Source organism: Cellulomonas algicola, assembly GCF_019024305.1.
Taxonomy (GTDB): domain Bacteria; phylum Actinomycetota; class Actinomycetes; order Actinomycetales; family Cellulomonadaceae; genus Cellulomonas; species Cellulomonas algicola.
Genome location: NZ_JAHKSJ010000002.1, coordinates 244,487 through 271,140 on the forward strand (window position 1 = coordinate 244,487; position 26,654 = coordinate 271,140).

20 protein-coding genes are annotated in these 26,654 nt (G+C 74.3%); 12 read left to right on the forward strand and 8 right to left on the reverse strand.

Going from position 1 to position 26,654, the window contains the following annotated elements:
- The first annotated feature begins 174 nt into the window (after positions 1 to 174).
- From KOV94_RS01145 to KOV94_RS01165, 5 genes are all read left to right on the forward strand, one after another.
- The gene (locus KOV94_RS01145) at positions 175 to 624 is read left to right on the forward strand and encodes an L-rhamnose mutarotase (RefSeq protein WP_124341428.1); all 450 of its coding nucleotides are present in this window, start codon (positions 175 to 177) and stop codon (positions 622 to 624) included.
- Complete coding sequence (gene rhaI, locus KOV94_RS01150) at positions 621 to 1,799, forward strand: L-rhamnose isomerase (RefSeq protein ID WP_124341427.1); 1,179 nt, start codon at positions 621 to 623, stop codon at positions 1,797 to 1,799. Before KOV94_RS01145 ends, rhaI begins: the two co-directional genes overlap by 4 nt.
- Before the next feature lie 3 nt (positions 1,800 to 1,802).
- Positions 1,803 to 3,860: a bifunctional aldolase/short-chain dehydrogenase gene (locus KOV94_RS01155; RefSeq protein WP_218050998.1), complete on the forward strand. Its 2,058-nt coding sequence runs from the start codon at positions 1,803 to 1,805 to the stop codon at positions 3,858 to 3,860.
- Positions 3,857 to 5,416, forward strand: a complete 1,560-nt coding sequence (locus KOV94_RS01160) for a rhamnulokinase (protein ID WP_218050999.1) — start codon at positions 3,857 to 3,859, stop codon at positions 5,414 to 5,416. Before KOV94_RS01155 ends, KOV94_RS01160 begins: the two co-directional genes overlap by 4 nt.
- Before the next feature lie 112 nt (positions 5,417 to 5,528).
- Positions 5,529 to 5,915: a YciI family protein gene (locus KOV94_RS01165; protein ID WP_218051000.1), complete on the forward strand. Its 387-nt coding sequence runs from the start codon at positions 5,529 to 5,531 to the stop codon at positions 5,913 to 5,915.
- 83 nt (positions 5,916 to 5,998) lie between these two features.
- Here KOV94_RS01165 and KOV94_RS01170 read toward each other — a convergent pair whose 3' ends face one another.
- Positions 5,999 to 7,042 (reverse strand): AEC family transporter, encoded by a 1,044-nt coding sequence (locus KOV94_RS01170; protein WP_218051001.1) that lies wholly within the window; start codon positions 7,040 to 7,042, stop codon positions 5,999 to 6,001.
- A 214-nt stretch (positions 7,043 to 7,256) separates the two neighbouring features.
- On the opposite strand from KOV94_RS01170, the gene KOV94_RS01175 reads away from it, so the two are divergent.
- The 3 genes from KOV94_RS01175 to KOV94_RS20460 all read left to right on the forward strand — a co-directional run bounded on the left by KOV94_RS01175 (position 7,257) and on the right by KOV94_RS20460 (position 11,847).
- Positions 7,257 to 8,051, forward strand: a complete 795-nt coding sequence (locus KOV94_RS01175) for a 3-ketoacyl-ACP reductase (protein ID WP_218051002.1) — start codon at positions 7,257 to 7,259, stop codon at positions 8,049 to 8,051.
- A gap of 140 nt (positions 8,052 to 8,191) precedes the next feature.
- Complete coding sequence (locus KOV94_RS01180; RefSeq protein WP_124341421.1) at positions 8,192 to 10,405, forward strand: FAD-binding protein; 2,214 nt, start codon at positions 8,192 to 8,194, stop codon at positions 10,403 to 10,405.
- Positions 10,405 to 11,847, forward strand: coding sequence for an SGNH/GDSL hydrolase family protein (locus KOV94_RS20460; RefSeq protein WP_225915899.1), 1,443 nt, complete (start codon positions 10,405 to 10,407; stop codon positions 11,845 to 11,847). The genes KOV94_RS01180 and KOV94_RS20460 overlap by 1 nt, the downstream gene beginning before the upstream one ends.
- Positions 11,848 to 12,330: 483 nt before the next feature.
- On the opposite strand, the gene KOV94_RS01190 is transcribed toward KOV94_RS20460, so the two are convergent.
- The 4 genes from KOV94_RS01190 to KOV94_RS01205 all read right to left on the reverse strand — a co-directional run bounded on the left by KOV94_RS01190 (position 12,331) and on the right by KOV94_RS01205 (position 18,030).
- Positions 12,331 to 13,227, reverse strand: a complete 897-nt coding sequence (locus tag KOV94_RS01190) for a sugar phosphate isomerase/epimerase family protein (RefSeq protein ID WP_218051231.1) — start codon at positions 13,225 to 13,227, stop codon at positions 12,331 to 12,333.
- 65 nt (positions 13,228 to 13,292) lie between these two features.
- A complete protein-coding gene (locus tag KOV94_RS01195) occupies positions 13,293 to 14,456 on the reverse strand; it encodes a Gfo/Idh/MocA family protein (protein WP_124341420.1) in 1,164 nt (387 codons plus the stop codon).
- 854 nt (positions 14,457 to 15,310) lie between these two features.
- The gene (locus KOV94_RS01200; RefSeq protein ID WP_124341419.1) at positions 15,311 to 16,840 is read right to left on the reverse strand and encodes a mannitol dehydrogenase family protein; all 1,530 of its coding nucleotides are present in this window, start codon (positions 16,838 to 16,840) and stop codon (positions 15,311 to 15,313) included.
- On the reverse strand, positions 16,837 to 18,030 hold the full coding sequence (locus KOV94_RS01205) for a LacI family DNA-binding transcriptional regulator (RefSeq protein ID WP_124341418.1): 1,194 nt from the start codon (positions 18,028 to 18,030) through the stop codon (positions 16,837 to 16,839). Before KOV94_RS01205 ends, KOV94_RS01200 begins: the two co-directional genes overlap by 4 nt.
- Positions 18,031 to 18,235: 205 nt before the next feature.
- Here KOV94_RS01205 and uxaC point away from each other — a divergent pair, with 205 nt between their 5' ends.
- The 3 genes from uxaC to KOV94_RS01220 all read left to right on the forward strand — a co-directional run bounded on the left by uxaC (position 18,236) and on the right by KOV94_RS01220 (position 21,628).
- On the forward strand, positions 18,236 to 19,750 hold the full coding sequence (uxaC, locus tag KOV94_RS01210; RefSeq protein ID WP_225915900.1) for a glucuronate isomerase: 1,515 nt from the start codon (positions 18,236 to 18,238) through the stop codon (positions 19,748 to 19,750).
- The gene (gene eda, locus KOV94_RS01215) at positions 19,747 to 20,385 is read left to right on the forward strand and encodes a bifunctional 4-hydroxy-2-oxoglutarate aldolase/2-dehydro-3-deoxy-phosphogluconate aldolase (protein WP_168677231.1); all 639 of its coding nucleotides are present in this window, start codon (positions 19,747 to 19,749) and stop codon (positions 20,383 to 20,385) included. The genes uxaC and eda overlap by 4 nt, the downstream gene beginning before the upstream one ends.
- A 139-nt stretch (positions 20,386 to 20,524) precedes the next feature.
- Positions 20,525 to 21,628, forward strand: a complete 1,104-nt coding sequence (locus tag KOV94_RS01220; protein ID WP_124341416.1) for a sugar kinase — start codon at positions 20,525 to 20,527, stop codon at positions 21,626 to 21,628.
- 339 nt (positions 21,629 to 21,967) lie between these two features.
- Here the strand turns inward: KOV94_RS01220 and KOV94_RS01225 are convergent, their stop codons facing one another.
- Positions 21,968 to 23,644, reverse strand: coding sequence for a UxaA family hydrolase (locus KOV94_RS01225; protein ID WP_218051003.1), 1,677 nt, complete (start codon positions 23,642 to 23,644; stop codon positions 21,968 to 21,970).
- 139 nt (positions 23,645 to 23,783) lie between these two features.
- On the opposite strand from KOV94_RS01225, the gene KOV94_RS01230 reads away from it, so the two are divergent.
- Positions 23,784 to 24,806, forward strand: a complete 1,023-nt coding sequence (locus KOV94_RS01230; RefSeq protein WP_124341415.1) for a LacI family DNA-binding transcriptional regulator — start codon at positions 23,784 to 23,786, stop codon at positions 24,804 to 24,806.
- Positions 24,807 to 24,904: 98 nt separating this feature from the next.
- Here KOV94_RS01230 and KOV94_RS01235 read toward each other — a convergent pair whose 3' ends face one another.
- On the reverse strand, positions 24,905 to 25,618 hold the full coding sequence (locus KOV94_RS01235) for a FadR/GntR family transcriptional regulator (RefSeq protein ID WP_124341414.1): 714 nt from the start codon (positions 25,616 to 25,618) through the stop codon (positions 24,905 to 24,907).
- Between the two features lie 43 nt (positions 25,619 to 25,661).
- Positions 25,662 to 26,531 carry an amidohydrolase family protein gene (locus tag KOV94_RS01240; RefSeq protein ID WP_124341413.1) on the reverse strand — a complete coding sequence of 290 codons (870 nt, stop codon included), beginning with the start codon at positions 26,529 to 26,531 and terminating at the stop codon, positions 25,662 to 25,664.
- Positions 26,532 to 26,654 lie beyond the last annotated feature (123 nt).

The following is a 26,654-nucleotide window of genomic DNA, read 5'->3' on the forward strand; positions in this document are numbered from 1 at the left end:
GCACGACCGGTCGGCGGTCTCCCGGCGCGCCGCAGGTCGGGGCGAGCGCAGTACGCTGCGTCGGGAAAGGGCTTCCCGAACCGATGTGCCCGGAAGGGTTGACGCCCGGGACGGCCCGTTCCTAGAGTGCTACGCGATGAATCGTTTCAACGACGCGACGATCGGAGGCAGGCCGTGACGCGAGTCTGCTTCGTCTCCCGGGTCCGCCCGGACCGCCTCGACGAGTACCGCGCACGGCACGCCGCCGTGTGGCCGGAGATGCTCGAGGCGCTCCGCGACACCGGGTGGCGCGACTACTCCCTGTACCTGGCGCCCGACGGGCTCCTCGTCGGGCACCTCGAGACCGACGACTACGCCGCCGCGCAGGAGGCGATGACGCGCACCGCCGTCAACCCGCGCTGGCAGGCCGAGATGGCCGCGTTCTTCGTCGACGACGGCAACCCCGACGAGGGGTTCCAGGTGCTCGACGAGGTCTTCCACCTCGAGGACCAGCTGCGCGCCGCCGGGCTCCCGACGACGCCGTCGACCGCGCGCTCGCCGCACGCCGACCCGGACCGCGCCGCCGACGACGCCGCGCCCCGCCCCACCACGACCGACCCCGCCCGACTGGAGGACCTCGCATGAGCCCCACCCCCGAGGCCCTTGCCGCCGCGCGCGGCGCCCTCGCCCAGCAGACGATCGAGCTGCCCTCGTGGGCGTTCGGCAACTCCGGCACGCGGTTCAAGGTGTTCGCCCAGCAGGGCGTCCCGCGCGACCCGTTCGAGAAGATCGCCGACGCCGCCCAGGTGCACCGGTACACGGGCGTCGCGCCGCGCGTCAGCCTGCACATCCCGTGGGACCTCGTCGACGACTACGACGCGCTCGCGCGGCACGCCAAGGACCTCGGCGTGACGATCGGCGCGATCAACTCGAACCTGTTCCAGGACGACGACTACATGCTCGGCTCGCTCACGCACCCCGACGCCCGGGTGCGCGCCAAGGCCGTGCAGCACCACCTGCAGTGCATCGACGTCATGCGCGCGACGGGGTCGCAGGACCTCAAGCTCTGGCTGCCCGACGGCCTCAACTACCCGGGCCAGGACTCGATCCGCGCGCGGCAGGACCGTCTCGCCGAGGGCCTGCAGGAGATCTACGCGGCGCTCGACCCGCAGCACCGGCTGATCCTCGAGTACAAGTTCTTCGAGCCCGCGTTCTACTCGATGGACATCCCCGACTGGGGCACGTCGCTGCTGCACTGCCTCGCGCTCGGCGACCGGGCGATGGTCGTGCTCGACACCGGGCACCACGCGCCGGGCACCAACATCGAGTTCATCGTCGCGCAGCTGCTGCGCGCGGGTCGGCTCGGGGCGTTCGACTTCAACAGCCGGTTCTACGCCGACGACGACCTCATGGTCGGCGCCGCGGACCCGTTCCAGCTGTTCCGGATCATGCACGAGATCGTGCAGGCCGGGGCGCTCGCGCCCGACAGCGGCGTCAACTTCATGCTCGACCAGTGCCACAACATCGAGCCGAAGATCCCGGGCCAGATCCGGTCCGTCATGAACGTGCAGGAGGCGACGGCCAAGGCGCTGCTCGTCGACCGGTCCGCGCTGCTCGCCGCACAGACGGCCGGCGACGTGCTCGGGGCCAACGGCGTCCTCATGGACGCGTACAACACCGACGTGCGGCCGCTGCTCGCCGAGCTGCGCGCCGAGCAGGGACTCGACCCTGAGCCCCTGGCCGCCTACGCGCGGTCGGGGTACGCCGAGACGATCGTCGCCGAGCGTGTCGGTGGCACGCAGGCCGGATGGGGAGCCTGACCGATGACCGAGACGACGGCCGCGGCCGACCTGATCGCCCGCTCCAACCGCCTGGGCTCCGACCCACGTGTCACCAACTACGCGGGCGGCAACACGTCCGCCAAGGGGGTCGCGACCGACCCCGTCACCGGCCAGGACGTCGAGCTGCTCTGGGTCAAGGGCTCGGGCGGTGACCTCGGCACGCTGACCGCTCAGCACCTCGCCGTGCTGCGGCTCGACCGGCTGCGCGCCCTCGTCGACGTGTACCCGGGCGTCGACCGCGAGGACGAGATGGTCGCCGCGTTCGACTACTGCCTGCACGGCAAGGGCGGCGCCGCACCGTCGATCGACACCGCGATGCACGGGCTCGTCGACGCCGCGCACGTCGACCACCTGCACCCCGACTCCGGGATCGCGATCGCGACGGCGGCCGACGGCGAGGAGCTCACGCACGAGATCTTCGGCGACTCCGTCGTGTGGGTGCCGTGGCGTCGGCCCGGGTTCCAGCTCGGCCTCGACATCGCCGAGATCAAGGAGAAGAACCCGCAGGCCATCGGCTGCGTCCTCGGCGGGCACGGCATCACCGCGTGGGGCGACACCTCGGCCGAGGCCGAGCAGCGGTCGCTCGAGATCATCCGGTCCGCCGAGGCGTACATCGAGGAGCGCACGCGCGCGCTCGCCGCCGACGGCGGGCACCCCTTCGGCGCGGTCGTGCCGGGCTTCGAGGCGCTCGACCCCGCGGCCCGGCGGGAGCGCGCGGCGGCCCTCGCGCCCGTGATCCGCGGCCTCGCGTCCGCCGACCGCCCGCAGGTCGGGCACTTCACCGACTCCGACGTCGTGCTCGACTTCCTGTCCCGCGAGCGCCTGGCACCGCTCGCCGCGCTCGGGACGTCGTGCCCCGACCACTTCCTGCGGACCAAGGTGTCGCCGCTCGTCGTCGACCTGCCCGCGACCGCGCCCGTCGAGGACGTCGTCGCGCGGCTGCACGAGCTGCACGCCGAGTACCGCGAGGCGTACCAGGCGTACTACGACCGGCACGCGACCGCCGACTCGCCGGCGATCCGCGGCGCCGACCCGGCGATCGTGCTCGTCCCCGGCGTCGGGATGTTCTCGTTCGGCAAGGACAAGCAGACCGCGCGCGTCGCGGGCGAGTTCTACGTCAACGCGATCAACGTCATGCGCGGCGCCGAGGCGATCTCGACGTACCGGCCGATCGACGAGTCGGAGAAGTTCCGCATCGAGTACTGGGCGCTCGAGGAGGCCAAGCTCCAGCGCATGCCCGCGCCCAAGCCGCTCGCGACGCGCGTCGCGCTCGTGACGGGCGCCGGGTCCGGCATCGGGCGGGCCATCGCCGAGCGTCTCGCGGCCGAGGGGGCGTGCGTCGTGATCGCCGACCTCGACCTCGCGGGGGCGCAGGAGGTGGCCGACGCGCTCGGCGGCCCGGACCGCGCCGTCGCCGTCGAGGCCGACGTGACGTCCGAGGACGCGGTCGCCGCGCTCGTCCGCGAGACCGTGCTCGCCTTCGGCGGGGTCGACCTGGTCGTCAACAACGCCGGCCTGTCCATCTCGAAGCCGCTGCTCGAGACGACCGTCCGCGACTGGGACCTGCAGCACGACGTCATGGCCCGCGGCTCGTTCCTCGTCGCCCGCGAGGCGGCGCGCGCCATGATCGCCCAGGGCCTCGGCGGCGACATCGTCTACATCGCGTCGAAGAACTCGCTGTTCGCCGGCCCCAACAACATCGCCTACTCCGCGACCAAGGCCGACCAGGCCCACCAGGTCCGGCTGCTCGCCGCCGAGCTCGGCGAGCACGGCATCCGCGTCAACGGCGTCAACCCCGACGGCGTCGTGCGCGGGTCCGGCATCTTCGCCGGCGGGTGGGGTGCGCAGCGGGCCGCCGTCTACGGCGTGCCGGAGTCCGAGCTGGGCGCCTACTACGCGCAGCGCACGCTGCTCAAGCGCGAGGTCCTCCCCGAGCACGTCGCCGCCGCGGTCTTCGCCCTCACCGGCCCCGACCTGGTGCAGACCACGGGCCTGCACGTCCCGGTCGACTCCGGCGTCGCCGCAGCCTTCCTGCGATGAGCGCGTTCGCGGCGGTCGACCTCGGGGCGTCGTCCGGGCGGGTCATCGTCGGCCGGGTCGTCGACGGGGTCGACGGGCCGCGAGCTGCGCTGCACGAGGTCAACCGGTTCCCCAACGGGCCCATCCGGGTCCCCGCGGTGGCGGGCGGCGCACCCGGCTCGTCGACCGGGGGCGCGGACACCGACGGACCGGGCGCGACGACGGGGGAGGCGACGCTCTTCTGGGACGTGCTCCACCTCTACCGGGGCGTGCTCGACGGGCTGCGGGCCGCGACGCGCGAGGTCGGCACGCTGGCCGGCGTCGGCATCGACTCCTGGGCCGTCGACCACGGGCTCCTCGACGCCGACGGGCGCCTGCTCGGCAACCCCGTCCACTACCGCGACGCGCGCACCGACGGCATCCCCGACAAGGTCTTCGCGACCGTCCCCGCCGCCGAGCTCTACGCACGCACGGGCCTGCAGGTGCAGCCGTTCAACACCGTCTTCCAGCTCGTCGCCGCGCAGGGCACCGCCGCGCTCGCGGCCGCCCGGCAGGCGCTGCTCGTCCCCGACCTGCTCGGCGCCTGGCTCACGGGCGTCCCCGTCGCCGAGGTCACCAACGCGTCGACGACCGGGCTGCTCGACGCGACGAACCGCACCTGGGCGCTCGACGTCGCCGACCGGCTCGGCATCGACACGCGCCTGCTGCCGCCGCTGCGGGATCCCGGCGTGCTGCTCGGGCACGTCCGCGACGACGTGCGCGCCGACGTCGGCCACCACGCGCCACTGCCCGTGTGGACCGTCGGGTCCCATGACACCGCGTCGGCCGTCGTCGCCGTGCCCGCGACCCGACCCGACTTCGCGTACGTCTCGTGCGGCACGTGGTCGCTCGTCGGGCTCGAGCTCGACGCGCCCGTGCTCACCGAGGCGTCGCGCGCCGCCAACTTCACCAACGAGGCCGGCGTCGACGGCACCGTCCGCTACCTGAAGAACGTCATGGGACTGTGGGTCCTGCAGGAGACGCTGCGGGTCTGGAACGAGGCAGGCCTGCCCGCCGACCTGCCCGACCTGCTCGCCGCCGCCTCCCAGGTGCCCGCGCTCACGACGGTCGTCGACATCGACGCGCCCGCCTTCCTGCCGCCCGGCGACATGCCCGCACGGCTCGCGGCCGCCGCGGCCCGGACCGGCCAGACCCCGCCGCAGACGCAGGCCGAGGTCGTCCGCTGCATCCTCGACTCGCTCGCGCTCGCGTACCGGCGGGCCGTCCGGCAGGCCGTCTCGCTGTCGGGACGGGACGTGCAGGTCGTGCACGTCGTCGGCGGGGGCGTCCGCAACGAGCTGCTGTGCCGCCTCACCGCCGACGCGACCGGCCTGCCCGTCGTCGCCGGTCCCGTCGAGGGAGCCGCGCTCGGCAACGTGCTCGTCCAGGCCCGCGCCGCCGGGGTCCTGTCCGGCTCGCTCGCCGACCTGCGCGCCGTCGGCGCCCGCGGCCTGGACCTGCGCCGGTACGAGCCTGGTGGCCCCGGCATGCCCGGTGCCGCCCAGTGGTCGGCGGCCGAGGCGCGCGCCTTCGTCTGACGAGCGGGGTGTGACTCGCGTCCGCTGCTCCGTGCGCTCGTGTCGAGCGGGCCGGGGGTCGCGCGTCATGGGGTGCGTGGGCACAGTGGGTGCCCCGGTGAGGAGGACTGACATGGCCCGCTACCTCGTGATGCTCCGCGGCGACCAGGCGACGTGGGACGCGTGGACCGACGACGACGTCGAGCGCAACAGCGCCCGGCACGCCGCGCTCGCCCGGCTGGCCCCGACGCGCGGGCACGTGATCGTCGGCGGCGAGGAGCTCACGCATCCGGGCAGCGCGCTCGTCGTGCGGCGCAGCGCCGACGGCACGGGCACCGTGAGCGACGGTCCGTACACCGAGCTCGTCGAGCAGGTCGGCGGGTACTACCTCGTCGACACCGACGACGTGCGCGACCTCGCGGCGCTGCTCGCCGAGACGCTGTCCGAGGGCGTCGAGATCCGCGGCTTCGTCGACCACTCCGCCGACGTCGCCGCAGCCGACGCGAGCCTCCCGGCCTGAGGCAGCCCCCGCCGACGCCGTCGGTCACCGGGGCGGTTCACGCCGCGCACCCCTGACCCGCGGACCGGCCTCTGAGGGGCGTCCTACAGGAGTGCGGTGACGACGAGCAGGACGGGCAGCGCGAGCAGCGTCGTCACCAGCCCCGCGTCGCGCGCGAGCGCCTGGCCGCGGCCGTACTGGATCGCGTAGACGAGCACGTTCTGCGCGGTCGGCAGCGCGGCCATCGCGACGACGGCGAGCCGTGCCTCCCCGTGCAGCCCGAACGCGGTCGCGACGAGCGCCGCCAGGACGGGGTGCACGACGGACCGGAGGACGACGGCGAGCGTGAGGTCGGCGCGTGGCGCGCGCTCGCGGTCGGCGGCCGGGACAGCGAGCGACATGCCGAACGTGAGAAGCGCGAGCGGCGCGGCGGTCGCGCCGACGAGCTCGAAGGGCCCGTAGACGACGTCGGGCAGCTCCCACGGGAGCGCGGCCAGGACGAGGCCCGTCAGGGTGCCGACGATGATCGGGTTGGTCAGCGTGCGCCGCAGGGTCGCGCGGAGCGCGGCGGCCACGCGGCGCGCCCCGCCGGGCGGGGGTGGGTCGGTCCCGTCGTCCGGTGCGAGGTCGCGTGCGTCGGCGTCGGGACGCGGGTCCAGGCGCGCGCGGGGCGCGGCGGGCTGCGGTGAGGTCGCGCCGGTGCCGTCGCGGTGGGCGTCGAGGACGGTGAACGCGATCGGCGCGAGCACGAGGAGCTGGAAGAGCAGCGTCGGGACGGCGGCGACGGGGTCGCCGAGCAGGAAGACGGCGAGCGCGAGGCCGAGGTTCCCGGCGTTGACGTACGACGACGCGAGCGTCCCGAGGGTGACGTCGCCGGCGTCGCGGCGCAGCGCGAACCGCAGGACGAGCGCGGCGACGACCGCGACGGCGGCCGTGCTGGTCCAGGTGGCGAGCGCGGCGCGGGACGCGAGGACGTGCAGGTCGGTGCGCCCGATGCTCACGAGCAGCAGGGCGGGGGTCGCGACGGTGAAGACGAGGCGTGCGAGCACCGCGGACGCGTGCGGGCCGAGGATGCGGAGCCGGCCGAGCACCCAGCCGGCGACGACGACGGCGGTGAGCGTGCCGAGCGCGGTGAGGACGGCGCCCATCAGGTCCGGTCGCTCGTGAGGTGCACGTCGTCCATCCTGTCACGGCCGTCCGGCAGTCGGAAAGCGCTTGCCTCGACCGGGTGCGCCGTGTCACGATCGACGCCGGCGACACCCGACGACGGGTCCGCCCGCACGACCCCGCGCAGGTCCGCACCGCCGCTCCGGCACCGGTGCCCGCTCGGGGTGAGCACCGACTCGACAGGAGAAGGCAACGATGCCGGCAGTCGCACTGGTGACCGGGGGGAACAGGGGCATCGGCCTCGGGATCACGCGGCGGCTGCTCGCCGACGGGTACGCCGTCTCCATCCTCGCGACACGTGAGGAGCCGACCGACGTCCTCGCCGAGCTCCGCGAGACCGCGGGCGCCGACGACCGTGTGCGCTACGTCCGCGGGTCCGTCGCCGACCTCGACGACCACCGCCGCTACGTCGACGACGCCGTCGACGCGTGGGGCCGGCTCGACCTGCTCGTCAACAACGCGGGCGTCGCCCCCACCGTCCGCGCCGACCTCCTCGAGGCCGACGCCGAGTCGTTCGACCGCGTCCTGGGCATCAACCTGCGCGGCCCGTACTTCCTCACCCAGACGTTCGCGAACCGCGTCATCGAGCTCCGCGGCCCGCTCGACGCGCTGCCCGAGCCCCCCGCCGGCCCGGTCGCGACGGTCGTCAACGTGTCGTCCGTGTCCGCGACGACCGTCTCGACCAACCGCGGCGACTACTGCGTCTCCAAGGCCGGCGTCGCGATGGCCACGCAGCTCTACGCCGTGCGCCTCGCACCCGAGGGGATCGTCGTCTACGAGGTGCGGCCCGGCGTCATCGCGACCGACATGACCGCGGGCGTCTCCTCGAAGTACGACGCGCTGTTCGAGGGCGGGCTCGCACCGATCGCCCGCTGGGGGCGTCCCGCCGACGTCGCCGGGGCCGTCGCGATCCTCGCGTCCGGCCAGACGCCGTACTCGACCGGCGAGGTCTTCCACGTCGACGGCGGCATGCACATCCCGGTCCTCTGACCGGTCCCGGCGACGCCGCCGCCCGGGACGGCCCGGACACCCGGCGCGCACCGCACGGCGAGCACGACCAGCACGGCGAGCACGACCAGCACGGCGAGCACGGCCCGCACGACGAGCACCCCGACGACGAGGACGCAGCGATGAGCGACACCACCCGCCACGAGCCCGAGACCGTGCGCATCGGCGGCCACGACGTGCCCGTCGTCACCGCGCGGACCGTCGTCGTCGGCACCGGCTCCGCCGGCTTCAGCGCCGCCGACCGGCTGTGGGAGCTCGGCCACGACGACGTCGTCATGGTCGCCGACAAGGTCAACGCGGGCGCGTCGCGCAACGCCGGCTCCGACAAGCAGACGTACTACAAGCTCACGCTGTCCGGAGGCGACGGCGACTCCGTGCGGGAGATGGCGGAGACGCTGTACGCGGGCGGCGCGATGGACGGCGACAACGCGCTCGCCGAGGCCGCGTTGTCCGCGCGCGGGTTCCTGCGGCTGTGCGACCTCGGCGTGCCGTTCCCGCAGAACCGGTTCGGGGAGTTCATCGGCTACAAGACGGACCACGACCCGCGCCGCCGGGCCACGTCCGTCGGGCCGTACACGAGCCGGTCGATGGTCGAGCAGCTCGAGAAGAAGGTGCACCGCAACGGCACACGGATCTTCGACGAGTGCCGCGTGGTGGACGTCGTGGTGCGCCCGGTGGGTGCGCCGCCGGCCGCGGCCGGTGCGCCGGGCACGGCGTCCGGCGCTGCCGGGCCCGCCGACGGAGCCCCCGTGGACGACGCCCCCACCGCCGCCGAGCGGGAGACCGAGGTCGTCGGCCTGCTCGTCCTGCGCACCGACGTCCCGCACGACGGCTCGCGCTCGCCGTTCCTGCTGTTCCGCTGCACGAACATCGTCTACGCGACGGGCGGGCCGGCGGGCATGTACGCGACGCGCGTCTTCCCGAACGGCCAGTGGGGAGCGTCGGGGGCCGCGTACCGCGCGGGCGTGCACGGCAAGAACCTCACCGAGTGGCAGTTCGGTCTCGCGTCGACGCACCCGCGGTGGAACGTCTCCGGCACCTACATGCAGGTCGTCCCGCGGTTCGTGTCGACCGACGCCGACGGCGGCGACGAGCGCGAGTTCCTCACCGAGGCCATCGGCGACTACGGCCGGCTCCTGTCGCTCGTCTTCCTCAAGGGCTACCAGTGGCCCTTCGACATCCGGAAGGCGCTCGACGGGTCGTCGCTGATCGACCTGCTCGTGTACCGGGAGACCGTCCTGCGGGGGCGGCGCGTGTTCCTCGACTTCCGCCGCAACCCCGTCCAGGACACCTTCGACCCGAGCGCGCTGTCCCCGGAGGCGTACGAGTACCTCGACCGCGCCGGCGTCCTGTTCGGCACGCCGATCGAGCGCCTGCGCCGCATGAACGAGCCCGCCTACCAGTTCTACCTGCAGAAGAACCCGTACGTGGACCTCGAGACCGACCTGCTCGAGGTCGACGTGTGCGCGCAGCACAACAACGGCGGGCTCGTCGTCGACGCGTGGTGGCAGTCCAACGTCACCGGCTTCTTCCCCGTCGGCGAGGCGGGCGGCGCGCACGGCGTCTACCGGCCCGGCGGCGCGGCGCTCAACAGCGGCCAGGTCGGCGCGACGCGCGCGGCGCAGTTCATCGCGGCCCGCCGGTCGGTCGACCCCGTGGGGGTCGCGGACTTCGCGGCGGCGGCGGGACCCGTGCTCGACGGCGCGCTCGACCTCGTCGCGCGGGCCTCGTCGCGGGCCGCGTCCGGCGTGCCCGACAACACCGGCGACCTGCTGCGCGACGTCCAGGTGCTCATGAGCGCCAAGGCCGGTCCGGTCCGGTCGGCGGCGTCGATCCACGAGGCGCTCGTCCAGGTGCACGAGTGGCTGTCGGCGTACTCCGACCTGGTCACGGCGGACGCCACGTCGCGGCGCTCGGTGAACCGCACGTTCCTGGTCCGCGACATCCTCACGAGCGCCTACGTCTACCTGTCCGCGATGGCCGACTACGTCGCGCACGGCGGCCGCTCGCGCGGCTCCGTCCTCTACAGCGACCCCGAGGGGACGCTGCCGCACGTCGGGTACGGCCCGGCGGCCGACGACGAGCTCGACCTGCCCGACGTGTTCCGGTTCCGGCTCGACGGGGGAGCGCTCGACGACGTCGTCCAGGAGACCGGCTGGGTGCCGCCCGCGTCCGAGACGCCGGGCGTCGACTGGTCGCCCGTCGTGGAGCGGAAGTCCGACGACCCCGCCGGCCTGCCCGTCTTCCGCTGGCGGCCGCGACGGCCCATCCCCGAGGACGACGACTTCTTCGAGAACGTGTGGCGCGAGTTCCGCACGCACGGGAACGTCTACTGATGTCGACGGCGACGGTCGCCCCGCTGCGCGTCGTGGTGCCGCTGCCCGACGAGCGCGTCGAGGTCCGGGGCGCCGCCTGGCTGGAGACCACCGACCGCGGGCTCCTGCCGCACCGGCTGCCCGCGTGGACGCGCGCGCAGTTCCCCGACCGGTTCGTCGCGCTGTGCGACGAGCAGCCCGCCGGCCTGCGGCTCCGCCTGCGCACCGCCGCGACGCGCCTGCGCCTCGACGTCGACGTGCTCCGCGTCGCCGTCGGCCCGCAGCCGCCCGGTGCACCCCAGCCGTTCGACGTCGTCGTCGACGGGGTGCTCGTCGAGCAGCCCGACGGGTGGGGCGTCGCCGCCGGGGCAGGTGTCGTCGAGCTCGAGCCGCACCACGGCACGACCGTCGAGCGTCCCGGCCCGACGTCCTCGGTGGACCTCGCCCTCGTCCCGACCGCCCTCCGGGCGGGTGCGCGTGCGGGTGCCGGAACGGCCGGGCTCGCGGACGCCGACCTCGACGGGCGGCCGGTCGTCGCACGGGTCGACGGGCTGCCGCGCGGCGTCGGGCTCGACCCGACGCCGGGTCGCACCGGGCTCGACGGGTCGGGGGCAGCCGGGCTCGACGGGTCGGGGGCAGCCGGACTCGACGGGTCGGGTGCAGCCGGGCTCGACGGGTCGTCGGGCGTCGTGCGCGACGTCGAGGTGTGGCTGCCGTACGGCGAGGTCGTGCGTCTCGTCGCCCTGCACGCCGACGCGCCCGTGCTCGCCCCGTCCCGTACTCGAGGCCGACGCTGGGTGCACCACGGCTCGTCCATCAGCCACGGCGCGGCGGCCGACCGGCCCACGGGCACGTGGCCCGTGGTCGCCGCGCGCGCGACCGGCCTCGACCTCGTCAACCTCGGCATGTCCGGCAACGCGGTGCTCGACCCGTTCGTCGCCCGCACGCTGCGCGACGCGCCCGCCGACGTCATCTCGGTGAAGCTCGGCATCAACGTCGTCAACCACGACGCGATGCGGCTCCGGGCCTTCGTGCCCGCCGTGCACGGGTTCCTCGACACCATCCGCGAGGGGCACCCGACGACGCCGCTCGTCGTCGTCTCACCACTGCTCTGCCCGCTCGTCGAGGACACCCCCGGCCCCACGTTCATCGACCCCGCGTCCCCTCCCGGTGCCCCCGTCTTCGCGACGCGTGGCCGGCCGGAGGACGTCGCCGACGGACGACTGACGCTGCGCGTGATCCGCGCCGCGCTCGCGGAGGTCGTCGCGTCGCGGCGGGCGGCCGGTGACGGGGCGCTCCACCTCGTCGACGGCCTCGACCTGTACGGGGACGCCGACTGGGACGCGCTTCCGATGGCCGACCTCCTGCACCCCGACGCGCCCGCGCAGCGGCTCGTGGGGGAGCGGTTCGCGGACGTCCTGCGCGGGCTGCTGGGGTACGCGGGCGGCGCGTCCCGGGCCTGACGCCGACGTCCGCGCGTCTCCGGAGGTGCGGCGTGCGGCCGCGTGGTCCTGAGTGCCGGACGTGCGGTCGCGTGGGCCTGGTCGTCGGCCGTGTGACCGCGTGGTCCCGATCGCCGGACGTGCGGTCGCGTGGTCCTGATCGCCGGACGTGCGGTCGCGCGGTCCTGATTGCCGGACGTGCGGTCGCGTCGTCCTGATCGCCGGACGTGCGGCGGCGTCAGCTCCGAGCGTGCCGGACGACTGCCGCGCCGGCTCTCCGCTCGCCGGCCGTGCCGGACGGTCTCGCGTCGCGGCGTGAGTCCCCCAGGCGACCGCCGTCTGACGAGCGCTGCCGGACGCGACGACGGCGGTGCGCCGGAGGGACCCCTCCCCGGGCGCACCGCCGTCGTCGTCACGTCACCCGGATCGGCAGGCGACGCGACCCCGCACCCTGCGACGAGGGTCCGCTCGGGCGGCCTGCTGGACCGTCCGAGCGGACCCTCGTCACAGGTGCGGCAGCACGTGCCGGACGTACCGCTCGGCCATGGTGGCGAGCGTCTGGTCGCCCGGCGCGGACCACACGGACTCGTTGAAGATCTCCACCTCGACGTCCCCGGTGTAGCCCGCGTCGCGGACCCAGCGGGTGATCGTGGCGAAGTCCACGTACCCGTCGCCGACGTGCCCGCGCGAGAGCAGCGGGTCGGACGCGAGCGGCAGGATCCAGTCGCACACCTGGTAGCCCGCGATCCTGCGCGCCGCTCCCGCCCGCGCGATCTGGCGCTGCAGGTCCGGGTCCCACCACACGTGGTAGGTGTCGACGACGACGCCCACGACCTCGGCCGGGAACGGCTCCGCGATGTCGAGCGCCTGGCCCAGGGTCGAGATGACCGCGCGGTCCGCCGCGAAGATCGGGTGCAGCGGCTCGAGCACGAGCCGCACACCGTGACCCGCGGCGAACGGAGCGAGCTCGCCGATCCGGTCGGCGACGCGCCGGCGGGCGGCGACGAGGTCGCGCGCCGGGTCGACGTCGCCTCGGGCGGGGTAGGGCAGCGCCGGTCCGCCCGGCGCGCTCGCCGCCGGCAGCCCGCCGACGACCATGACGAGCTCGCGTGTGCCGAGCGTGGCCGCCTCGACGATCGCCCGACGGTTGTCGTCGAGCGCCGCCTGCGCGGCCACGTCGTCGTCCGTGGTGAGGAAGCCCCCGCGGCACAGCGACGACACGTGCAGACCGGCGTCCTCGATGATCCGCGCCGCCTCGACCGTGCCGACCTCCTGCACGCGGTCGCGCCACGGACCGATCGACGACAGCCCCGCGCGCGCGGCGCCGTCGACGGCCTCGCGCAGCGTCCAGTGCTTCGTCGTGGCCGTGTTCAGCGACAGGCGGGACAGGTCGCCCGGCACGGTGCCGGCGCGGACGTCCTGCCCCTCCGGGGCCACGGGCGCGCCCTCCGCCGCGAGGTCGGTCGTCACAGCGAGATCTCGGGGACCGGGAGCCGACGACCCTCCGCCGACGACTGGAGTCCGAGCTCCGCGAGCTGCACACCGCGTGCCGCCGACAGCAGGTCGAACCGGTGGGTCCGGCCCGCCGCCACGTCGCGGAGGAACTCCTCCCACTGCAGCTTGAACCCGTTGTCGAGGTCCGCGTTCGCCGGGACCTCGAGCCACTGGTCGCGGAACGGCTCGGTCACCGGCAGGTCGGGGTTCCACACCGGCTTGGGCGTGTGCGCACGCTGCTGCGCGACGCAGTTGCGCAGCCCCGCGACGGCCGAGCCGTGCGTGCCGTCGACCTGGAACTCGACGAGCTCGTCGCGGAACACGCGGACCGCCCACGACGAGTTGATCTGCGCGATCACCGGGTCACCGCCCGGCGTCTCGATCTCGAAGATCCCGTACGCCGCGTCGTCGGCCGTCGCCGCGTACTCGTGGCCCTGCTCGTCCCAGCGCGTCGGGATGTGCGTGACGGCCTGCGCGTTCACCGTCCGGACCTGCCCGAGGATCCCCTCGAGCACGTAGTTCCAGTGGCAGAACATGTCGACGACGATGCCGCCGCCGTCCTCCTTGCGGTAGTTCCAGCTCGGCCGCTGCGCCTCCTGCACGTCACCCTCGAAGACCCAGTAGCCGAACTCGCCGCGCAGCGACAGGATCCGGCCGAAGAAGCCCTCGTCGACGAGCCGGCGCAGCTTCACCAGGCCCGGCAGGTAGAGCTTGTCGTGCACGACGCCCGCGGTGACGCCCGTCGTCTCGCGCAGGCGCGCGAGGTCGATCGCCTCCTCGAGGGTCTCGGCCGTCGGCTTCTCCGTGAAGATGTGCTTGCCGGCCTTCATCGCGGCCGTGAGCGCCGCGTAGCGGCGCGACGTGACCTGCGCGTCGAAGTAGACGTCGACCGTCGGGTCGTCGATCACGGCGTCGGCGTCGGTCGTCCAGTGCTCGACGCCGTGCAGCGCGGCGAGCTCCTTGACCTTGTCGGCGTTCCGGCCGACGAGGATCGGCTCGACCTGCAGGCGCGTCCCGTCCTCGAGCGTCACGCCGCCCTGGTCGCGGATCGGCAGGATCGAGCGGACGAGGTGCTGCCGGTAGCCCATGCGGCCGGTGATGCCGTTCATGGCGATGCGCAGGGTGCGGGACGTCATGGTCGCTCCGAGGTTCAGGACCGCGTTGTCGGTCGGAGGGGAATGCGCTTTCCAGCCTAGCGCAGGACCCGACGGAGTCAAGTGCCGACCGGACACGGAGGGCTCCCGAGCCCTCCGTCACGGAGGATCGGCGACGGTGAGCGCCGGTCCTGCCCCGCGGACCCGCGAGCCCTACGACGCACAGGGGCCGGCGACGGTGAGCGCCGGGGCTGCCCCGCGGACCCGCGCGCCCATCGTCGCACAGGGGCCGGCGACGGTGAGCGCCGGGGCTGCCCCGCGGACCCGCGCGCCCATCGTCGCACAGGGGCCGGCGACGGTGAGCGCCGGTCCTGCCCCGCGGACCCGCGAGCCCTTCGTCGCACAGGGGCCGGCGACGGTGAGCGCCGGTCCTGCCCCGCGGACCCGCGAGCGCTTCGTCGCACAGGGGCCGGCGCCGGTGTGCGCCGGTCCTGCCCCGCGGACCCGCGCGCCCTCCGTCGCACAGGGACCGGCGCCCGGGAGCGCGCCGGTCCTGCCCGGCGGACCCGCGAGCCGTCGGCGCGCACGGCCCGGCGACGGTGAGCGCCGGTCCTGCCCCGCGGACCCGCGAGCCCTCCGTCGCACAGGGACCGGCGACCGTGAGCGCGCCGGTCCTGCCCGGCGGACCCGCGAGCCGTCGTCGCGCTCGGACCGGCGACGGTGAGCGCGCCGGTCCTGCTCCGCGGACCCCCTGGTCGATCGGACGACGCCGGCATGCACTCCGGGCGCTTCGGGCGCGGAGCCGCTTCCGGGGGGGGCGGGCGACGGTGAGCGTGCGGGCGTGCCTCGTCGCGCTGCGGACCCGTTCCTCGGTGACCTGTTCCCCGCGCTGCGTGTCAGACGACGGCGAGCGTGCGCAGGTGCGCCTGGACCTCCCGGCGGAGCACCTCGGACTCGGCGAGGTCGTCGCCGAAGATCTGCCGCACGGCCAGCAACCGTCCGGGCAGCCCGTCCAGGGGCCCTGCCGCGGCCGACGCGAGCACGTCCGCCAGCGGGTCGTCGAGCGTCACGCGTCGACCTGCGACCTCGAGCCCCGTCAGCGTCGTCGCGTGCACGTATGACATCCACGCAGCCAACGTCGCCGCCGCGGCCGTCGGCACCGCCCCCGCCGCGAGCCGGTCGCGCACGGTGCCCAGGAGGCGCTGCGGCAGCTTCGCGGAACCGTCCATGGCGACCTGCACCGTCGTGTGACCCGTGTTCGGGTTGGCGAACCGGGTGAGCACGTCCTCGCGGTACTGCGCCAGGTCGAGCCCGTCGGGCGCCTGGAGCGTCGGCAGGACGTCCTCGTCGACGAGTGAACGGACGACCGCCTCGAGTGACGGGTCGGCGACGGCCTGGGCGATCGTCTCGTACCCCCGGAGCGCCCCGAGGTAGGCCAGCGTGGAGTGCGACGCGTTGAGCACCCGCAGCTTGGCGCGCTCGTACGGCGCGACGTCGGCGGTGAGCGTGGCGCCGGCAAGCTCCCAGGCGGGTCGGTCGCCGGCGAACGTGTCCTCGACGACCCACTGCGAGAAGGGCTCGCCGACGACGAGCCCTTGGTCCTCGAGGCCGGTCAGGCGGACGGCCTCCGCCCGGTGCTGGTCGGTCGTCGCCGGGACGATGCGGTCGACCATCGTCGACGGGAACGCCACGGACGTGGCCACCCACGCGGCCAGGCGGTCTCCTCCCGGGACGGCCGCGAGGATCGCGTGCACGAGGCCGGCGACGACCGGCCCGTTCTCGGCGAGGTTGTCGCAGCAGACCACGGTCATCGGTCCCGCGTCGGACCGGTGGCGCTGCGCGAGTCCCCGGACGAGCAGCCCGATCGGGGACCGCGCGGGCCGCTCGGGCTCGGCGCCCGCGAGCTCGGCGGCGAGCGCGTCGACATCCGAGGCCAGATCGGGGTCGGCGAGGTCGGGCCGGCCGTCCGCGGCGCGGCGGTAGCCCTTCTCGGTGACCGTCAGCGTGACGACGTGCGTGGTGGGGGCCGCGATCGTGCGGACGACGTACGGCGTGCTCGTGCCCGGGAAGGCGACGTCGCGCAGCGAGCCGACGATGCGGAGGGACGTCTCGTCCGCGCCCTTGGTGAGGACGCCGTACAGCCCGTCCTGCGGCGCGAGCTGGTCCGCCACCCGCGCGCTGCGCTGCGTGACGCCGAGGATGCCCCAGCCCGTGGCGCCCGCGGCGGCCGCCGCGTCCTCCGTGTACACCGCCTGGTGCGCCCGGTGGAACGCGCCGAGCCCGAGGTGCACCAGGCCGACCGTCGTCGAGGCGGGGTCGACGGCGGGACCGCGGACCGGGGTGCGGCCGGCCGGCCCGGCGTGGGACAGGTCGGTGCCGGTCAGGTCGGTGCCGGACAGCGTCGTGCGGCTCAGGCGGGGCGTCATCGGTCGCTCTCCGTGGTCGGCAGATGGGGTGCGGTGCTGGTCGAGCTGCGGACCACGAGCTCGACCCGCAGGCGGACGCGGGCGGCGTCCGTGCTCGTGCCGCTCGTCGTCCCGTTCGGGCCGTCCGAGCCCGTCGCGGAGGCAGTTGCTGGCGTGGTCGCGGCGCGCGGGGACGCGGCGGCAGTGCTCGAGGCCCCAGCCGGGCGGGTGTCGCCGGGCGCGCCGGTCGCCGCAGCGACGGCCGCGGCGATCGCACGCTCGGCGGGCGTCTGCCGGCCGGCGCGCAGGCCGCTCGCGACGAGCAGGTCGACCGACTCGCGACCGAGGCGGGCGAGCGGCACGGTCACCGTCGTGAGCGCCGGGGACACGAGCGTCGCGGCGGGGATGTCGTCGTAGCCCACGACGGAGACGTCCTCCGGCACGCGCAGGCCGCGCGCCTGGAGCCGGTTGAGGATGCCGAGCGCGACGAGGTCGTTGTGCGCGAGGACCGCCGTCGCACCGCTCGCCGCGACGAGGTCGGCCGCCGCGACACCGCCCGCGAACACCGGGGCGAAGTGACCGAGGTCGACCACCTCGACGTCGTTGAGGCCGTGCGACACGTCTCGCAACCCGTGCCGGCGCCGGGTGTCCGACCATGAGTCGGTCGGTCCGCCCGCGTAGGCGAGGCGCCGGTGGCCCAGCGCGTGCAGGTGCGCGACGGCCTGTCGGACGCCGTCGGCGTTGTCGATCACGACGGAGGGCAGCGTGCCGTGCTCGCGGTTGACCAGGACGAGCGGGACGTCCTCCGCGAGGCGGTCCAGGTCGGCGTCGGCCATCCGCGGGGAGCAGAGGATCGCGCCGTCCACCTGGCCGCCCAGGTGCGCGACCAGCTCGGACTCCATGCGCGGGTCCTCCTCGGCGTCCGCGACGAAGACGGCGTGGCCGAGCGTCCGGGCGCGCGCCTGCACCCCCTTGGCGACGGCGGCGAAGAACGGGTTCTCGAGGTCGGGCACGACGAGGCAGAGGTTCCCCGTGCGTCCGGTGATGAGCTCGCGCGCCGCGCGGTTGGGTCGGTAGCCGAGCTCGCGCGCGGCGCGCTGCACCTGCTCGCGACGCTCGGGCGCGACGAGGTCGGGGGCGCTCAGCGCCCGGGACGCCGTGGCAGGGGACACCCCTGCCAGGCGTGCGACGTCGCGCAGCGTCACCACCACAGGTGCCCTCCTCCCGGTCGTGCTGCTCGATCGACGACGAGTCGGTGCCGCAGCGATGAATGCGATTGCAGCACGTCCGCGACCCGCGCGACAACCCGTTCCCACGCTTCGAACAGATGTGCGGCAGAGGCTTGCGGATCGCGCGTCCACCTGCTTGGCTCGGCGATGAAACCGATTGCACGCCGTTCATGGCATCGCCTCGCCGATGCGCGACCGGCTCGACGAGGAGGTCGCACCGATGGTGCACGCCGACTGGACCCTTCACCCCGACCGCGCGCTGCCGAGCGACCCCGTCGTCCGTCCCATCGCGCGGACGATCGTCGACCAGACGCTGCGGCTGCCGATCGTCTCGATGCACGGCCATGTCGACGCCGGCCTCCTCGCGCGCGACGAGCCGTTCCCCGACCCCGCCGCGCTGCTCGTGGTCCCCGACCACTACCTCGTCCGCATGCTCGTCTCGCAGGGGGTCCCGCACGACGCGCTCGGCGTCCCCCGGCTCGACGGGCGTCCGGTCGAGACGGATCCTCGCGCCGTCTGGCGGACCTTCGCGTCGCACTGGCACCTGTTCCGCGGCACGCCCACGCGGTACTGGATGGAGCACGTGCTCGTGGACGTGCTCGGCGTGCGGGAGCGGCTCTCGGCCGACTCCGCCGACCGCGTCTACGACCACCTGGTGGAGCGGCTCTCGGACCCGGCCTACCGGCCGCGGGCGCTGTTCGAGCGGTTCGGGATCGAGATCCTGGCGACGACCGACCCCGCGACATCGACGCTGCCCGACCACGCCGCGCTCGCTGCCGAGGGCTGGGGCGAGAAGGTCGTGCCGACCTTCCGGCCCGACGCGCTCCTGCACGTCGCGCGCCCCGGCTGGCGTGCCGACGTCGAGCGGCTGGGCGCGGTGACGGGTACGAGCATCGGGAGCTACCGAGACCTGGTGTCGGCGCTCGAGGAGCGTCGCCGGGCCTTCGTCGCGGCGGGCGCGCGAGCCACCGACCACGGGCACCTGTCCGCCGACGCCGTGCCGCTCGACGACTCGGTCGCGGAGAGGATCGTCGCCGATGCGCTGCGGGGCCGGGTCGACGACCGGGACGCGGCGGCGTTCTCGGGTCACATGCTGTTCGAGATGGCGCGCATGTCCACCGAGGACGGGCTCGTCATGCAGCTCCATCCCGGCGTGCTGCGGGACCACGACCCGGCGGTGTTCGCCGCGCGAGGACCGGACGTCGGCTACGACATCCCCGTGCCGACCGAGTACGTGCACGCATTGCGCCCGCTGCTCGAGTCGTTCGGGCACCACCCGAACCTGCGGCTCGTGCTGTTCACGGTCGACGAGGACACCTTCAGTCGTGAGCTGGCACCGCTGGCGGGCGTGTACCCCGCGGTCCGGCTGGGCGCGCCGTGGTGGTTCCTCGACACCCCCGACGGCATGCGTCGGTACCGGGAGGCCGTCACGGACACGGCCGGGCTCTACAACACGACCGGCTTCGTCGACGACACGCGCGCGTTCTGCTCGATCCCGGCGCGGCACGACCTCGCCCGCAGGATCGACGCCGGCTTCCTCGCGCGGCTGGTGGCCGAGCACCGGCTCGACCTCGACGAGGCGATCGAGTCCGCGGTCGACCTGGCCTACCGGATCCCGCGGGAGGCGTATGCTGCTCCGAAGACGGGAAACGCTTTCCCGCTCGAGCCGGCCCTGGCCACCGCTGCGAAGGAGCACGCGTGAGCGACACCGACATCCTCGACCGTCTCGGGGCGCACCGCCTCGTGCCCGTGGTCGTCCTGGACGACGCGGCGCACGCCGACCCGCTCGCGAAGGCGCTCGTGGCCGGCGGCCTGCCGGTCGCCGAGGTGACCTTCCGGACCGCCGCGGCTCCCGACGCGATCCGCGCGATGAGCGCTCGTGGCGACGTGCTCGTCGGCGCCGGGACCGTCCTCACCGTCGCGCAGGTCGACCAGGCGGTCGCCGCGGGCGCGCAGTTCGTCGTCTCGCCCGGGACGAGCCGCGCCGTCGTCGAGCGGTGCCAGGAGCACGGTGTGCTCGCGCTCCCCGGGGCCGTCACCGCGACCGAGGTCATGGCCGCGCTCGAGCTCGGCGTGTCGACCGTCAAGTTCTTCCCCGCCGGGTCGTCGGGCGGAGCCGCGGCCGTCGCCGCGCTCGCCGCCCCGTTCGGTGGCGTCGGCTTCGTGCCCACCGGCGGCATCGGCCCCGGCAACCTCGCCGAGTACCTCGCGCTGCCGAGCGTCCGCGCCGTCGGCGGCTCCTGGATGGTGCCGAAGGACCTCGTCAACGCGGGCGACCTCGACGGCATCCGTGCCCTGACCGCGGCAGCCGTCGCCCTCACGACGACGGGGTCGTGACACCCACCTCAGAGCCTGACTCACCCTCTCTCGTCCACCACCCGTCCTGACCGTCCGGCGCCCCGGTTCCTCACGGCCCGCAGGGCGACCGACTGACCGCCGTCCTCCGGGACCGCACGACAGCACGAGGAGCTGACCCATGTCCGACCTGGTGATCCGCCCGGCCGAGGAGACGCGCTACGACGCGGTGTCGCTCGGGGAGGTCATGCTGCGGCTCGACCCGGGCGAGAGTCGCATCCGCACGACGCGGTCGTTCCGCGTGTGGGAGGGCGGCGGTGAGTACAACGTCTCGCGCGGCCTGCGACGTGCCTTCGGGCTGCGGACGGCGATCGTCACGGCGCTCGCCGACAACGAGGTCGGCCGACTCGTCGAGGACTGCATCCTCACGGGCGGGCTGGACACGCAGTTCGTCAAGTGGGTCCCGTACGACGGCGTGGGGCGGGCCGTGCGCAACGGCCTCAACTTCACCGAGCGAGGCTTCGGCGTCCGCGGCGCCGTCGGCGTGAGCGACCGCGGCCACACCGCCGCCGCACAGCTGGCGCCCGGAGACATCGACTGGGAGCACCTGTTCGGTGACCTGGGCGTCCGCTGGTTCCACACCGGCGGGATCTTCGCGGCGCTCTCGGAGAGCGCTGCTGAGACCGTCATCGAGGCCGTCACGGTCGCGCGCAAGCACGGGACGGTCGTCTCGTACGACCTCAACTACCGGCCGAGCCTCTGGAAGGCGATCGGCGGCCAGGCCCGGGCGCAGGAGGTCAACCGCGCGATCGCCCCGTTCATCGACGTCATGATCGGCAACGAGGAGGACTTCACCGCCTCGCTCGGCTTCGAGGTCGAGGGCGTCGACGAGAACCTCAGCGAGCTCGAGATCGGGTCGTTCGCCGCGATGATCGACCGTGTCGCCGAGGCGTACCCGAACTTCAAGGTCATCGCGACCACCCTGCGGACGGTCCGCAGCGCGTCCGTCAACGACTGGGGCGCGCTGGCCTGGTCCCGCGAGACCGGTGTCGTCCGAGCGACCCACCGTGAGCGGCTCGAGATCCTCGACCGCGTCGGCGGCGGCGACTCGTTCGCGTCCGGGCTGGCGTACGGCCTCATCGCCGGCGAGGGGCTCGCGACGGCGGTCGAGTACGGCGCAGCGCACGGCGCGCTCGCGATGACGACGCCCGGCGACACGACGATGGTGACGAAGGCCGAGGTGCTCAAGCTCGCGGGCGGTGGCGGCGCCCGCGTCGACCGCTGACCGCGCCGGTCGCACCAGCCGCTGGCTGACCGCCGGCAGCCCAAGCCCCGCCCGGGTCGCGCCGGGCGGGGCGTCGTCGTGCGTGCGGGACCGAGCGTTGCCTGTGACGCAGCGGGCGGTCAGGTGACTGCGCCGGCGGTCGGGTGATGGCACGGTCGGTCAGGTGACTGCGCCGATGGTCAGGTGAGGGCGCCGGCGGTCGGGTGATGGCACGGACGGTCAGGTGACTGCGCCGATGGTCAGGTGGAGGCACCGACGGTCGGGTGATGGCACGGACGGTCAGGTGACGGCGCCGATGGTCAGGTGGAGGCACCGACGGTCGGGTGATGGCACGGACGGTCAGGTGACGGCGCCGAGCTGCCACGGGACGAACTCGTCGGCGCCGAGGTCGAGCTCCTCCGAGACCGTCTGGCGGCCGGACGCGACCTCGATGATGAGGTCGAACAGCTCCTCGCCGACGGACGCGACGGTCGCCGTGCCGTCGACGATCCGCCCGGCGTTGAGGTCCATGTCCTCGCGCATCCGCAGGTAGGTCGCGGTGTTGGTCGCGACCTTGATGGACGGTGTCGGCTTGCAGCCGAGGACGGACCCGCGCCCCGTGGTGAAGACGACGACGGTCGCGCCGCCGGCGACGATGCCGGTCACGGACACCGGGTCGTAGCCGGGCGTGTCCATGAAGGTGAACCCGCGTGCACGGACGGGCTCGGCGTACTCGTACACGGCCGCGAGCTCCGCGGTGCCGCCCTTGGCGACGGCGCCGAGCGACTTCTCGAGGATCGTCGTGAGCCCGCCGGCCTTGTTGCCGGGCGACGGGTTGTTGTCGAGGGTGCCGCCGCCGGCTGCGGTGTACTGCTTCCACCAGTCGATGCGGTCGAGCAGCTTCTGACCGACGTCGCGGGACACGGCGCGTCGCAGCAGCAGGTGCTCGGCGCCGAACACCTCGGGCGTCTCGGCGAGGATCGACGTGCCGCCGCGCGCGACGAGCAGGTCGGACGCGTACCCGAGCGCGGGGTTGGCGGTGATGCCGGAGTACCCGTCGGAGCCGCCGCAGTTGAGGCCGAGCACGAGCTCGGACACGGGGGCGGGGGAGCGGCGCAGTGCGTCGATCGCCGGGAGCATCTCCTCGATCGCGGCGACGCCGGCGCGGACGGTTGCGCGGATGCCGCCGTTCTCCTGGATGACGAGGGTGCGCACCGGCTTGTCGGCGGGCAGGTCGAGGCCGTCGAGCAGTGACTGCGCGGGCAGCATCTCGCAGCCGAGGCCGAGGACGAGCAGGGCGGCGATGTTGGGGTGGTCGGCGTACCCGCGCAGGGTGCGTCGGGTGATCTGCGCACCCTCGGAGGTCGGGACGAGCCCGCAGCCGGTGTCGTGGGTGAGGGCGACGACCCCGTCGACGTGCGGGAACGCGTCGAGCGCGCGGCCGCGGAACTGGTCCGCGATGAGTCGCGCGGTGGACGCGGAGCAGTTCACGGAGGTGACGATGCCGACGTAGTTGCGGGTGCCCCAGCGCCCGTCAGCGCGGCGGTAGCCGTCGAACGTGCGCGGCTGCCCCTCGGGTGCCGCCAGGAGCACGCGCGCGGTGCCGAACTCGTACTCGCGGTCCTCGTCGTCCATGCCGAGGTTGTGCGTGTGCACGTGGTCGCCGACGGCGATGTCACGCGTCGCGCGTCCGATCGACTGCCCGTACTTCCGCACCTGCTCGCCGGCGGCGACGGGACGCAGTGCGAGCTTGTGCCCGCGCGGGACGCTCTGCCGGACGACCAGGACCCCACCGTTCGCGGAAGCGGGTGTTGCGTCGGTGTCGTCGACGCTCGCGTCGACACGGGGGAGCGCGGCAGCACCGAGAGGGTTCGCGGACGTCGCCTTCGGCGCGGGCGTGGCGTCGACGGTCGCGGGTCGGCCCGCGGCCGCGAGCGTGAGCACGGTGCCGTCCTGCAGGTCGCGCGTGGCGACGCCGACATGGTCGTCGGGCCGCAGCACGAGCACGGCGTCGGCCAGGGCGGTGGTGGCTGTCATCGTCGAGAGCCCCTTCGAGGAGGAAGACGCTCAGGATACCGCTTTCCCACCACGCCGAGCAGCCCGCTGATCAGCGTCGGCCCATCCCGTGCCGGACTGTGCCACCGCTGTGACACGGCGAGCCCCTACCCTTGCGACCATGGCGGGATCGGTGACTCTCAGCGACGTCGCGCGCGAGGCGGGCGTGTCGTTGGCGACCGCGTCGCGCGCCATCAACGGCAGCGCGAACCGCACGGTCCGCGCCGACCTCCGCGACCGCGTGCTCGCCGCGGCGGCCAAGCTGCGCTACACCCCCGACGCCAACGCGCAGGCGATGGCGCGCGGCCGCACGACGTCGCTCGGCCTCGTCGTCCACGACATCGCCGACCCCTACTTCTCCTCGATCGCGGCGGGCGTCACGCGTGCCGCGGACCGTGCCGGCCTGCAGGTCACGCTGGCGAGCACCCAGCACGACCCTAGCCGCGAGGCCGGACTGGTCGACCTGCTCAAGCGCCAGCGGGCGCGCGCGATCGTCATCGCGGGCGGTCGCCTCGACGACCCCGAGACGACGGGCGAGCTGCGCGACGCGCTGGCCGACTACCGCGCGGTCGGCGGTTCGGCGGCGGTCATCGGCCAGCCGGTGCTCGGCGTCGACGCGGTCGTCGTCGCGAACGCGCAGGGTGCGGCGGACCTGGCCCGCGCGCTGCACGAGCGCGGCTACCGGTCGTTCGCGGTGCTCGGCGGACCCGACGGGCACCTCACCGCCCGCGAGCGGCGCGAGGCGTTCGTCGCCGCGCTCGCGGAGCTCGGCGTCGAGGTCCCGGCAGAGTCGGTCATCGCGAGCGCCTTCACGCACGAGGGTGGCGAGGACGCGATGCGCGCGCTGCTCCGCGCGGGTGACCTGCCCGAGGTCGTGTTCGCGGTCAACGACGTCATGGCGCTCGGCGCGCTCGCGGCGGCGCGGGACGCGGGCGTCGAGGTCCCGCGCGACGTGGCGCTGGCCGGTTTTGACGACATCTCGACCCTGCGTGACGTGGTCCCGCCGCTGACGACGGTCCGCATCCCGCTCGTCGACATCGGCATCGCCGCGACCGAGCTCGCGCTCGCCGAGCCGTCGGACGAGCCGCGCCTCACGCACGTCCCGACCCAGGTCGTCCTGCGCGACTCGACGCCCGCCCGCTGACCGTCGGGCTGCGACGAGGCGCTCGCTCGCGGCGGTGACCGTCGACGATCGACGTGTTCGCCGCCCGGTGATCGGCGAACGACGCGCCCGTCGACGCGTCAGCGGGCGTTGACGGGCTCGGCCACGGAGTCTGCGGTCGCGACGTCGGACCCCGTGAGCGCGTCCTCGAGGCTCAGCAGGTGCGTGGCCATGCGCAGCCGTGCGCGGTCGGGGTCGCGCGCGACGATCGCCGCGAGGATCGCCTCGTGCTCGACGAAGGTGCGGTCCTCGAGCCCGTCGTCGTGCGGGGAACGGCGACGCCGGGAGGTGCGGCCGGCGATGCCGTCGATGAGCGCGGCGAGCACGGAGTTGCCGGACGCGCTGGCGATCACGGCGTGGAAGGCGACGTCGGCGGCGGCGAGCCGGTCGTGGTCGAGGGGGTCGGCGGACAGGGCGCGCGCGGACTCGTCGAGCGCGGCGCGCGCGAGCTGCACGTCCTCGTCGTCGATGTGCAGGGCGGCAAGACCGGCGGCCTCGGTCTCGAGGAGGCGGCGGACGGCGTGGAACTCGGCGTCGTGCTGGAGGTCGGCGACGAACGAGACGGGCGCGAGCAGGCGGGCCGGGTCGAGCGTCGTGACGTAGGTGCCGTCGCCGTGCCGGGAGTCGAGGATCCCGAGGGTGCCGAGCGCGCGGACGCCCTCCCGCAGGGAGCCGCGGGAGACGCCGAGCGTGCCGGCGAGCTCCTTCTCCGCGGGCAGGCGGTCACCCGGCCCGAGCAGGCCGTCCAGGATCATCTGCTTGATGCCGTCGACGACATCCTCGGATCGGGACACGTCTGCAGTATTCCGTGTGGCGCGCCGTCGCGGGCCCGGTCGGTCAGAGGTCGTCCAGCGGGAGGCCGTAGACGCGGTTGGCCGTCCCGCCGAGGACCAGGTCGCGTGCGTCGTCGGGCAGCTGGTCGATGGTGCTGCGCAGCCCGTGCCAGACGCGCCCGTAGGAGTCGCCGTCGGCGAGGGCGTACGGCCAGTCGGAGCCGAGCATGAGCCGGTCGGGTCCGAACAGGTCGAGCGCGCGGTCGACGGCGGGCTGCAGGTGCTCGGGCGTCCAGCCGGGTCCGGCGGCGGCGCCGAGGCCGGAGAGCTTGGCGACGACGTTGGGGAGCTGGGCGACGGCGCCGAGCATCGCGGACCAGTGGGTCCATGCGTCGCGCTCGCCGTGGCGCAGCGCGGCGAGCGGCGGTGCGCCGAGGTGCTGGACGACGAACGTGAGCTTGGGGTGGTTCTCGGCGAGCGTCGCGACGTGGCCGAGCAGGGTCGGCGTGTACGCGGGCAGGTCGAGCGTGAGGCGGCGCTCGGCGAGCAGGCCGAGGGACTCGTCGACGGCCGGCTGGAGCAGCCACGCGGGGTCGGGCTCCTCGTGGACACGGTGCCCGACGCCGACGACGGGCTCCATGCGCCACGCGTCGAGCTGTGCGGCGGCGTCCTCGGGCTGGGTGAGCGGCACCCACGCGACGACCCCGGCGACGCGGGGGCACGAGAGAGCCTGGAAGAGCATGAGCTCGGAGTCCGCCCGGTTGTCCGCGGCCTGCACGAGCACGACCTTCCCGACGCCTTCGTCGGCCAGGTCGCACTCGACGTCCGGGACCCGGAAGGGGCGCTCGACGGCGGCGACATCCCCGGTCATCCAGGGGTAGTGGACGGCGTCGGGGTTCCACACCTGGAGATGAGCATCCACGACATCGTGCATGGCTCGGACGCTAGCAGTGGTCCGACCTCTTGCCTCCGTACGCATGAAGATCCTCATGCAACCCTCATCAACCAGCCGTACCGCCGGGTAGACATCGGACGACTTGCGCAACGTGCCCACAGC